Consider the following 10,644-nt stretch of genomic DNA (forward strand, 5'->3'; position numbering starts at 1 on the left):
ACTCCCGTCCTGGTCGGCCACTGAGGTCTTCCACCCCTGCCTGACGGCATAACGCGCGATTCGTCCGGCGTTCACCGGCCGTTCTTGCACAGCCAGATCACCTCGCGGGCCACGGCGCTCGCGTCCCCGCTGTCGCCGATGAGCTGCGCCAGCTTCTCCTTCAGCCGCTTCGCCCGCTGGTACGCCTGGCTGCGGCCGATGCCGAGCAGCGCCTGGATCGCCCTGGGGTTGTCCAGGTAGGGCACGATCTTGCGCTCGCGCGGCGCGAGCATGCCGACGATCTCGGCGGCCACCACCGCGGCTTCCAGCTCCTGCTCGGCGGCGATCACCTGCTCCTCCGGGGTGAGCTCGTCGCCGAGGTCCACCTCGGTCTCGGTGTCGGAGTCGAGTGAGACCACGACGGGGTCGAGCACCACCGGGAACCGGGCGAGGAACACCACGACGATCTGCCCCAGCTCCAGGCTGCCCCCGGCGGCGGCGAGCACCGCCTTGGCGACGGCGGCGATCGAGGCGGCGTCGGCGACCGGGGCGCGCCGCGTCTCGCTGGACCACTTGGGGATCTTGACGTTGCGCACCCCGCGCGCGGCCTCGACCAGGTGCTCGAACTTGCCGCCCCACGGCGGCCCCGAGGTCCCGGCGAGCCGCCACCGCCCCGCACCCGGCTCGGTCGCGGGCACCTGCTCGAAGACGGGGTTCGTGGTGAGCACCTTCTCCAGCGCCCGGCGCAGTGCGCCGACGGCGGTGGTGCGGGCGCGGTCGACCAGCCACCTCCGGATGGAGGTGCGCAGCAGCTTGCCGAGCGAGTCGTCGTCGGTCGCCAGCGCCAGCAGGTTGGCGGTGACGGGCTTGATCCGGTCGACCAGGAACTCGCCGAGCAGGTCCTCCAGCTCGGCGGGCTGCCAGCCCTGCTCCGGGGTGAGCGCCGGGAACCTGCGCACCTCCTCACCGAGCAACCGGAAGGTCAGTGCGAGGCACAACGGCCCGAACCGGCGGTGTTCGCGCAACTCCTCGTAGGCGGACATGACGCACCCCCTCTCACGATCCACTTCGAACATACGCGCGAAGTCACAGGGTGAATCGATCGATTCACCCTGTGTTATCCGACCGATGTCAGATCGTTTGCGGTCACTGCAACCACTGGGTGAACCACCCGCGACTGCGCCGCAGGACGTCGAGCTGGTGCGCCCGTTCGGCGATGCTGTGGCCTTCCCGCGGGTAGACCACGTACTCGTGCTCCACGCCGAAGTGGCGCAGCGCCCGGTGGAAGTACTCCCCTTGCGCCAGTGGAACATTCGAGTCCAGCTCGCCGTGCAGGATCAGCACGGGCGTCGTCACTTTCGAAGCGTAGGAGATCGGGCTCCGCGCGTCGTGCGGGTGCGGGCCGACGCCTTCCCAGCCAGTGCTGCCGCCGAGCGTTCCGTCGTACTCGGCCAGCTCCCCGGCACCGATCATCTGGCCCCAATCGCTGATGCCCGCGACCATCACCGCCGCGCGGAACCGGTCGGTCTGGCCCACCGCCCACGCAGACATGAAGCCGCCCTGGCTCCCCCCTCCGATGCCGAGCCGGTCGGGGTCGGCGACGCCTTCCGCCACCAGCAGGTCGATCCCGGCGAGGATGTCGGTCCAGTCGTCGGTCCCTACCGCGCCCACCACACTCGCGGCGAACTCGTGCCCGTGCCCGGAACCTCCGCGCGGGTTGGCCATGAACACCGCGAAGCCGGCCGCCGCGAGCCACTGCCCGGACGGCACCCAGTGCAGGGTCAGCTCGTCGGCCTGGCGGTCGTACGGGCCGCCGTGCACGACGGTGACCAGCGGGAACGGCCCGTCGGCGCGGGTCTTGCCCGGCGGGAGGACGAGCAGGCCGTCCAGGGCCAGTCCGTCGGATGCCTTGTACGCCAACCGTTCCTGACGTCCCCAGGTGATCCCCGCCAGCTCCGGCCGCATGTCGGTGAGGCGGGCGTAGGGCCCGGCCTGCGGTCCCGCGTGGACCTCGACCGGCTGGTAGCTCGTGCTCATCACCGCCGCGACGACCTCGCCGGAGGAACTCGCCGTCAGCGACTTCGCGGATCCATCCACAGTGGACACTCCGGTGAACTCGTCACCGGAGAGCCGGTACAGCGCGGTGTCGAGCCCGTCCGCGAACAGCGCGAGCAGTCCGCCGGTCGCGGGCGCGGCGAGGGAGACCGGGCACACCGGCATCCCGGCGGTGAGGTTGCGCATCTCGCCGGACTCGTCGAAGGACAGCACGGCCTGGCCGCCGACGAGGGTGGGTGGAGTGGTGGCGAGCAGAGCGATCCGCCAGTCGTCCCCGGCACGCCACCAAGTCAGCCCTGATGGCTCGGCCGGAGTGCCGCCCAGCTCCCGCGCCTGCCCGGTCACAAGATCGAACAGGTGCAGACGGGCGTCTCTGAGTCCGGAGGCGACCTCCGGGTCGACCTGACTCAGCAGCGCGAGCGCTCCGCCGTCGTGGCGCTGCGCCAGCTCGGTGACGTGCCGGTCCGGCAGGCCGACCGGAGTGCTGACCTCCTTGTCCGCCAAGGACAGCAGCCGAAGCCGGGCGTTGCGGACGCGCTCCCCGTACACGCGGGCGTCGTCGCGCTCGCGTTCGCGCCGCTCGTCCTCCTCGGTCGGCTCGTCCACCGCCGTCAGCGCGACCGTGGCGGAGTCCGCCAGTGGCAGGTGGTCGCTGATCCCGCCCTTCCACGTGGTCAGCGCCTCGGCCTCACCGCCGTCGAGCCGGATTCGGTGCAGCTGCCGCTTTCCCCACTCGGCGCGGTCGGAGAGGAAGTAGACGGTCCGCGAGTCCGGCGACCACTTCGGCGCGGTGTCGGACGCGGTGCCGGCGGTCAGCTGGCGCGGCGGCGCGCTGCCGTCCGTCGCCGCGATCCACAGCGCGCTGACCGGGTGCTCCCCCGCCTTGCTCAGCGGGTGCGCGGAGTAGACCACCCAGCGGCCGTCCGGAGAGATCACCGGGTTCCTCGGCACCTTGCCGTCGACGATGAGGTCCGCTGTCAGTTCAGGCACGTGGCACTCCTCAAAGGGTTGCGGGACGCGGTTTGACGGGTGTCAGAGCCAGCGGGCGAACCAGGCGCGGGTGCGGCGCAGCACGTCGAGTTGGTGCGCCCGTTCGGAGATGCCATGGCCTTCCCGCGGGTAGACCACGTACTCGTGCTCCACGCCGAAGTGACGCAGCGCCCGGTGGAAGTACTCCCCTTGCGCCAGTGGCACGTTCGGGTCCCGTTCGCCGTGCAGGATCAGGACCGGGGTGGTCACCTTGGCGGCGAAGGAGATCGGGCTGAGCCGGTCGTGCGGGTGCGGGCCGGTTCCCTCCCACCCGGTGCTGCCGCCGAGGCGGGCGTCGTAGAAGGCGATCTCGCCCGCGGCCACCATCTGGCCCCAGTCGCTGATGCCCGCGCCCATCACCGCCGCGCGGAACCGGTCGGTCTGACCGACCGCCCACGCCGACATGAAGCCGCCCTGGCTCCACCCGGCGATGCCGAGACGGTCCGGGTCCGCGACGCCTTCGTCGACCAGCAGGTCGATCCCGGCGACGATGTCGGTCCAGTCGTCGACGCCGACCGCGCCCGCGACGCTCGCCGCGAACTCGTGGCCGTGGCCGCTACCGCCGCGCGGGTTGGCGAGGAAGACCGCGTAGCCCGCCGTCGCCAGCCACTGCCCGGACAGGGCCCAGCTCAGCATCAGCTCGTCGGCGTAGCGGTAGTACGGGCCGCCGTGGACCAGTGTGACGAGCGGGAACGGGCCGGCCTCGCGGGTCGTCCCGGGTGGCAGGATCAGCAGCCCGTCCAGGTCGACGCCGTCGGATGCCTTGTAGGACAGGCGTTCCTGGCTCCCCCACCGGACGTCCCGCAGCTCCGGCCGGACGTCACTGAGCCGCTTCAAGGGGCCGCCGGGGGCTCCGGCGTGGATGTCCAGCGGCTCGTAGGAGGTGCTCGCGTCGACCGCGATCACCTCACCGTCCCGGCTCGCGGTCAGCGCGCCGACATGACCGTCCACACGGGACAGTTCGACGAACCGGGCGCGCTCCGGGTCGAGCCGGTGGATCGCGGTGTCGAGCCCATCGGCGAACAGCGCCAGCAGGTGACCTTCCCCGGTCTGCGCGAGCGTCGTGGGGCACATCGGCATCCCGGCGGTCAGGTTGCGGTGCTCTCCCGCGTGGTCCACCGCGAGGTCCAGGACGGCCTTGCCGCCCACCACGGCGGGCGGCGTGGTCGCGCGGTAGGCCAGGCGCCACTCGGTCCCGGCCAGCCACCAGGCGAGCGAGGACGCCGACGACGCGGCCCTGCCGAGGTCCCGGGTCCGCCCGGTCGCCGGGTCGAACAGGTGGATCTCGTTGTCCACCATGCCGGGGTCCAGCTCCGGGGTCGGCCAGCTCAGCAGCGCGACCGGACCGCCGTCCGGCCGCTGGACCAGGGCGACGACGTGCCGGTCCTGCGAGCCGTCCGGAGTGGTGATCTCCTTGTCCGGCAGCTGAAGCAGGCGCAGCCGGGCATTGCGGACCCGCTGGCCGAAGACCTTGGCGTCGTCCCGTTCGCGCTCGCGCCGCTCGTCCTCCTCGGTCGGCTCCTCCACCGCCGTCAGCGCGACCAGGTCGCCCCCTGCCAGCGGCAGGTGCTGGGAGATCCCGCCCTTCCACGTGGTCAGCGCCTCGGCCTCACCGCCGTCGAGCCGGATGCGGTGCAGCTGCGCCTTGCCCCGCTCGGCGCGGTCGGAGAGGAAGTAGACCGACGCGGAGTCGGGCGACCACTTCGGCGCGGTGTCCCTGGCCGTGCCCGCGGTCAGTCGGAGCGGCGGCGTGCTCCCGTCGGTCGTCGCCACCCAGATCGCGCTGACCGGGTGCTTGTCGGCGTCGCTGAGCGGCACCACCTCGTACACCACCCAGCGACCGTCCGGCGAGACCGCCGAGTTCATCGGTCGGGAACCGTCGACGATGAGTTCGGCGGTCAGCTCGGACACGTGGCACTCCTCAACGGGCTGCGGGACGCGGTTTGATGGTCACTGCGGGAAGGGCGGGCGCGGGCAGCCGCTGGACGGGCCCTTCATAGCCCTCGACGCGGCCGAACTGGTCGGACTCCTGTTCCCACGCCTCTCGGAAGGCGACGATCTCGTCATGGGTGCGGCCGACGAAGTTCCACCACATGAGGATCTGCTCCTCGAACGGCGCACCACCGAGCAGCAGCAGGCGAGCGGGTTCCGCCGAATGGTTCACCAGCTCCAAGCCGGCCGCCCCGGTGCCGAGGTAGCCGAGGTCGCTGGGCTGGAGCTCCGTGCCCGCCACCGACACCTGGCCGGTGTCGAGCAGCACGCCGTGTTCGAAGTCCGGGTTCACCGGCAGCTCGACGCGGGAGTGCGGGGCGAGGGTGATCTCCGCGCCGACGAGCGGGGAGAACGTGGCGACCGGTGAGGTCTCCCCGGCGAGGCTGCCGAGGAAGACGCGCAGGGTCGCGCCGGAGAGCACGACCGGCTCGGGCACGTGGTTGACGAACGCGCGACCCGTGCGGCGGTGTTCGTCGGGCAGCGCCACCCAGAGCTGGACGCCGTGCAGCGTCGTGGTGCGCGGCGTCGCGACCTCGGAGTGGCAGATGCCGTTGCCACCGGTCATCAGGTTGACCTCGCCGGGCCGGATCATGGCGTGGCTGCCGAGGCTGTCGCGGTGTTCGACCTCACCGCTGAACAACCAGCTGACGGTTTGCAGGCCGGTGTGGGGATGCGGCGCCACGTCCATGCCCCCGCCGTGCGTGATGTCGGCCGGGCCGTAGTGGTCGACGAAGCACCACGCACCGATCAGGGACCGGCTGCGCTGCGGCAGCGTGCGGCGCACGGTCATCGCACGCGGGCCGCCGAGCGGAACGTCCCGCGCGGTCAGGATCTCCACCTTCGGACCGGTGGCCGCCCGGTGCCGACACTCCACCGCGTCCGGATCGTGTTCGGTGTTGCTCATCGCACTCCCTCGTTCCGGTTCTGCACTTCGCCCGATGCGCCCCGGCGCTGCGGGTGCGTTCGCGGTTGGCTGGCGTGGTCGGGGTTTCGCGTTTTGTAGGCATGATGCGATTGAGAGCGCTCCCATTTCGCATTATGCCTACAAAACGCGAACGAGAGGCACGTGTGGTGGGGATCCGGGTGATGGGGGGGCGGGTGGTGAGTGCGAGGGCGGGTGGTGAGTGCGGATCCGGGTGGCGAGTGCGAGTGCGCGGGGCGAGTGCGAGTGCGGGGGGCGGGTGGAGCGAGGGCGGGTGGTGAGGTGGTGCCTCCGTGCGGGATACGGCCTGGCGCCTGCCTTGCAAGCCCTCCAGGGCCACTCGGGATACGGCTCGGCGCCTGCTTTGTAAGCCCTCCAGGACCGCTCGGGACATGGCCTAAGCCTCACCGGAGAACCGTCCCCACGCCGACTGGCGGGTCACGCCGAGCGCCTCGCCGATGCGGCCCCACGCCACACCGCGCTCGCGCAGGCGCGAGACCCACAGGCGCAGTCCCGCGTCCACCTGCTTCTCCACCCCGGCGATGCGCGGGAGGAAGGCAAGCATCTCCTCGTCGGACATCTCGGCCCAGTTCGGCCACTCCGCCTGGGGCTCGGGCACGCCGGCGAGGATCTCGACGCACATGCCGACGCACTGGTCGCAGATGAAGACCCCGGGGCCCGCGATCACCTTGGCGACCGCGCTCTCGTCCTTGGCGCAGAACGAACACCGGACGGACATGACCACCTCCAGCCCTTGTCAGGGCTAGCCTGACACGTCAGGACTGTCCTGACAACCTCCATCGAACGATGGATGCCGGACCGAGCGGGCGCACGATGCCCGCGACCCGGGCCTGCCGCGAGCCTGGACCCCATGGAGAACGAAGTCGTGGTCTCGGTCAGGGACCTGCGCAAGACCTACGGGGCGAAGGTCGCCGTGGACGGGATCTCCCTGGAGGTCCGGCGCGGCGAGGTCTTCGGGGTGCTCGGGCCGAACGGCGCCGGGAAGACCACCACCGTCGAGTGCGCGGCCGGGCTGCGGCGGCCCGACGGCGGCACCGTGCGGGTGCTCGGGCTGGACCCGGTGGCCGACCCCGCCGTGCGGTACCGGGTCGGGGTGCAGCTCCAGCACGCCGTGCTGCCGAACCGGATGAAGGTGCGCGAGGCCGTGCGGATCTTCGCCTCCGCCTACCCCCGGCACGCCGACCCGGACGCGCTGCTGGCCGAGTGGGGGCTGGCCGAGCAGCACGGCACCGCGTTCGCCGCGCTCTCCGGCGGCCAGCGGCAGCGGTTGTTCATCGCGCTGGCGCTGCTCGGGGAACCGGAGGTGGTGGTGCTGGACGAGCTCACCACCGGGTTGGACCCGGCCGCGCGGCGGGACACGTGGTCACTGGTCAGGGCGCTGCTGGCGAAGGGGGTGTCCGTGCTGCTGGTGACGCACGCGATGGACGAGGCGGAGCAGCTGTGCGACCGGCTCGTGGTGGTCGCCGCTGGACGGGGGGCCGCTGCGGGGACCCCCGCGATGTTGCGGGGTGCGCACACCAGTCTGGAGTCGGCCTACCTGGCGCTGACCGGGGAGGTGGCGTGATGCGTCCGCTCTTCGTGCTCACGCGGGTGGAGTGCGCGCTGTTCCTGCGCGAGCCCGCCTCGGTGCTGTTCACCTTCGCGCTGCCGCTGGTGCTGCTGTCCCTCAACGGCGCCAACGGGAACCGGCCGAGCGACCTCCTCGCCGGGGCCGGGTACATCGACGTGCTGATGGCCGGGTACCTGGTGTACGTCATGACCACCTCGGGGGTCATGGGGATGGCGGAGACCCTGGCCGACTACCGCGACAAGGGAATCCTGCGCCGGATGCGGGTCAGCCCGTTGCGGCCGTGGCAGATCCTCGGTTCGCACGCGCTGATGAACCTGGCTGTGAGCGTGCTGGGCGCGGTGCTGCTGGTCGCCGTCGCGGGCTCGTTCTTCGGGTTGTCCCGGCCCGTGTCGATCCCCTTGGTGCTGCTGGCGCTGGCCGCGACCGCGTGTTGCGTGCTCGCGCTGGGGTTCCTGCTCGGTGCCATGCTGCCCACGGTTCGGATGACCCAGGCGGTCACGTCCGCGCTGTACTTCCCGTCGATCTTCATCTCCGGCGCGCTGTTCCCGCGCGAGAGCCTGCCGGAGCTCGCACAACGGATCAGCGACGTCCTCCCGGTCACCTACGCTGTACAGGCGATCAGGAAGGCGTGGGCGCACGGGGTCCTTGACGGGACCGCGCTGGTCGTGCTGGTGGTGACGGCGGTAGTCGCGGTGACCGTCGCGCTCCGCGCCTTCCGCTGGGAATCACGGTAGTGGGGACACTCGGTGGACGAGCACGCGTGGGACCGGCTCTGGGTGTGGCACGCACTGTTGGTCGCGATGGTGGTCGTGGCCACCGGAATCGCGTTGTCGGACGCGCGGCTGTCCGGCACGGACCAGGTGCTCGTGCTCGCCCTGGCCGTCACCCTGCTGCTGTGGCACTGGCTGATGATGGCCCGCCGCCCCGAGTGGTGGCTGCGGGCGCTGCCCATGACCGTGTACTGGACGGTGATGACCGGGCTGGTGGTGGGCCTGGTGATGCTGCACCCGCACCACTCGATCATGCTCTACGCCCTGTACCCGTTGATGTTCGTGACGCTGGACTGGTGGGCGCTGGTGCCCGTCGCTGGGGTCACCGGCGTGGTCAGCTGGCTGTTGGCGGGTCCGGAGGCGCCGCGCGGAGTGCTGCTGAGCGTGCTCAGCTCCACCGCGGTCGCGCTGCTGATCGCGCTGTTCGTCCACGCGCTGATGCGGCAGCACGAACAGCTGCGAGAAACGCGAGCTGAGCTGGCCGAGACCGCGCGGCACGCGGGAGTCCTTGAAGAACGCGAGCGACTGGCGCGCGAGCTCCACGACACCGTCGCGCAGAGCTTCACCAGCATCGTCACCCAGCTCGAAGCAGCCGACCAAGCCTTCGACGGCCGAGCCGCGGACGCCCGCGAGCACGTCGTCACCGCGCGCAGCACGGCTCGCGATGGACTCGACGAGGTCCGCAGGTCCGTGCGGGCGCTGCGGCCCGATCTGTTGGAGGAAGCCTCTTTGCCGCAAGCACTCGAACGCACGCTGCTGCGCTGGTCCGCGACGTCCGGAGTGCACGCCGAGCTGCGCACCACCGGCGACGTCATCTCGCTGCACCCGGAGACCGAGACCGCGTTGCTGCGCATCACCCAGGAGGCGTTGGCCAACGTGGCGCGGCACGCGGGCGCGAACCGGGTGATCGTGTCACTGTCCTACCTCGGTGACACGGTCACCTTGGACGTGGACGACGACGGCGCGGGCATCACCGCCGCGCCGGGGCCGCGAGGAGAGGGTGGGTTCGGGTTGGTCGGGATGCGGGAGCGGATCGCGGGCGTCGGCGGTGAGCTGAGCGTCGAGAGCGAGCCCGGCCAGGGCACCACGATCGCCGTGTCGGTGCCGTCATGATCAGGATCGTGGTCGTCGACGACCACCCCGTGGTCCGGGACGGGCTGCGCGGGATGCTCGACGGGCAACCGGACCTGGTCGTCGTCGGCGAGGCGGAGAACGGCCGCGTCGCGCTGGACGTGGTCGCGCGGGAGTCGCCCGACGTCGTGCTGATGGACCTCCGGATGCCGGTGCTCGACGGGGTCGGCGCGATCGAGCGGCTCAGCGCGACCTGTCCCGCGATCCGCGTTCTGGTGCTCACCACCTACGACGAGGACCACGAGATCATCCGCGCCGTGGAGGCCGGGGCGACCGGCTGCCTGCTCAAGGACGCGCCGAGGGACGTCCTGTTCGACGCGGTGCGCTCGGCGGCGCGCGGGGAACCCGTGCTCGCGCCGAAGCTGACCGCCAAGCTGCTCGGCCGCTTGCGGGGTCCGAGACCGGAGTCGCTGACCGATCGCGAGGTGGAGGTCCTCGGCCTGGTGGCCAGGGGCCTGACCAACCGCGCGATCGGCCGCGAGCTGGCGATCTCCGAGGCGACCGTCAAGACGCACCTGGTGCACGCGTTCACCAAGCTCGACGTCGACGACCGCACCGCCGCGGTGACGGTCGCGCTTGAACGCGGGCTGCTGCGGTTGAAACGGCGCTAGTCGGTCACGTAGCGCAGCATCACCACCTTGTTGAAGTGCCTCGTCTCGGCCAGCCGGAGCTGGATTCGCTTGTCCAGCAACGGGAAGAGCGGCGTGCCTCCGCCGAGGACCACCGGGGAGAGGAACAGCCAGTACTCGTCGATCAGCCCGTGCGGCAGCAGCGCGGACGCGATCCCCGCGCCGCCGACCTCCATGAGGCCGTCGCCCTCGGCCTTCAGCCTGCGGACCTCTTCGACCGCGTTCTCGCTGATCAGGGTGCTGTTCCAGTGGACTTCGGTGAGCGTCCTGGAGAAGACGACCTTGGGTTTGTCCGTCCAGAGCCGACCGAACTCGCGCTCGATGCCCGACGCGTCCTCGGGCACGTGCGGCCAGTAGTCGGCCATCAGCTCGTACAGGCGACGACCGTGCAGCGAGACCTCGATCTCGCGGTACCTGTCGTTGTGGAACTGGTGCAGCTCCTCGTCCGGGTCCGTCCAGTCGATGCTGCCGTCGCGGTCGTTGACGTAGCCGTCCAGGGACACGCCGAACGAGTAGATCAGTTTCCTCATGACTGAGTAGACCTCC

10 protein-coding genes are annotated in these 10,644 nt (G+C 71.2%); 4 read left to right on the forward strand and 6 right to left on the reverse strand.

The genetic code is table 11. The annotated features are described in order from the left end of the window. Positions 1–71: 71 nt before the first annotated feature. The 5 genes from ACFFQA_RS15645 to ACFFQA_RS15665 all read right to left on the reverse strand — a co-directional run bounded on the left by ACFFQA_RS15645 (position 72) and on the right by ACFFQA_RS15665 (position 6,716). Entirely contained in the window at positions 72–1,022 is a 951-nt protein-coding gene (locus tag ACFFQA_RS15645) for a hypothetical protein (protein ID WP_377852673.1), read from the reverse strand. Positions 1,023–1,125: 103 nt separating this feature from the next. Then, entirely contained in the window at positions 1,126–3,024 is a 1,899-nt protein-coding gene (locus tag ACFFQA_RS15650) for a S9 family peptidase (protein WP_377852674.1), read from the reverse strand. Positions 3,025–3,066: 42 nt separating this feature from the next. Beyond that, complete coding sequence (locus tag ACFFQA_RS15655) at positions 3,067–4,974, reverse strand: S9 family peptidase (protein WP_377852675.1); 1,908 nt, start codon at positions 4,972–4,974, stop codon at positions 3,067–3,069. A 10-nt stretch (positions 4,975–4,984) separates the two neighbouring features. Then, positions 4,985–5,959, reverse strand: a complete 975-nt coding sequence (locus ACFFQA_RS15660; protein ID WP_377852676.1) for a pirin family protein — start codon at positions 5,957–5,959, stop codon at positions 4,985–4,987. Between the two features lie 415 nt (positions 5,960–6,374). Next, positions 6,375–6,716: a ClpX C4-type zinc finger protein gene (locus tag ACFFQA_RS15665; RefSeq protein ID WP_377852677.1), complete on the reverse strand. Its 342-nt coding sequence runs from the start codon at positions 6,714–6,716 to the stop codon at positions 6,375–6,377. Positions 6,717–6,848: 132 nt separating this feature from the next. Here ACFFQA_RS15665 and ACFFQA_RS15670 point away from each other — a divergent pair, with 132 nt between their 5' ends. From ACFFQA_RS15670 to ACFFQA_RS15685, 4 genes are read left to right on the forward strand one after another with little or no spacing between them, the layout of a single operon-like run. Further along, a complete protein-coding gene (locus ACFFQA_RS15670; protein ID WP_377852678.1) occupies positions 6,849–7,562 on the forward strand; it encodes an ABC transporter ATP-binding protein in 714 nt (237 codons plus the stop codon). Then, the gene (locus ACFFQA_RS15675) at positions 7,562–8,302 is read left to right on the forward strand and encodes an ABC transporter permease (RefSeq protein WP_377852679.1); all 741 of its coding nucleotides are present in this window, start codon (positions 7,562–7,564) and stop codon (positions 8,300–8,302) included. Before ACFFQA_RS15670 ends, ACFFQA_RS15675 begins: the two co-directional genes overlap by 1 nt. Before the next feature lie 12 nt (positions 8,303–8,314). Beyond that, a complete protein-coding gene (locus ACFFQA_RS15680) occupies positions 8,315–9,451 on the forward strand; it encodes a sensor histidine kinase (protein WP_377852680.1) in 1,137 nt (378 codons plus the stop codon). Further along, complete coding sequence (locus ACFFQA_RS15685) at positions 9,448–10,080, forward strand: response regulator (RefSeq protein WP_377852681.1); 633 nt, start codon at positions 9,448–9,450, stop codon at positions 10,078–10,080. Before ACFFQA_RS15680 ends, ACFFQA_RS15685 begins: the two co-directional genes overlap by 4 nt. Here the strand turns inward: ACFFQA_RS15685 and ACFFQA_RS15690 are convergent. Beyond that, a complete protein-coding gene (locus ACFFQA_RS15690) occupies positions 10,077–10,628 on the reverse strand; it encodes a dihydrofolate reductase family protein (protein ID WP_377852682.1) in 552 nt (183 codons plus the stop codon). The two genes, ACFFQA_RS15685 and ACFFQA_RS15690, sit on opposite strands and share 4 nt — an antisense overlap. Positions 10,629–10,644: the final 16 nt, after the last annotated feature.

This window comes from Allokutzneria oryzae, from assembly GCF_042429765.1.
In the GTDB taxonomy this organism is placed as follows: domain Bacteria; phylum Actinomycetota; class Actinomycetes; order Mycobacteriales; family Pseudonocardiaceae; genus Allokutzneria; species Allokutzneria oryzae.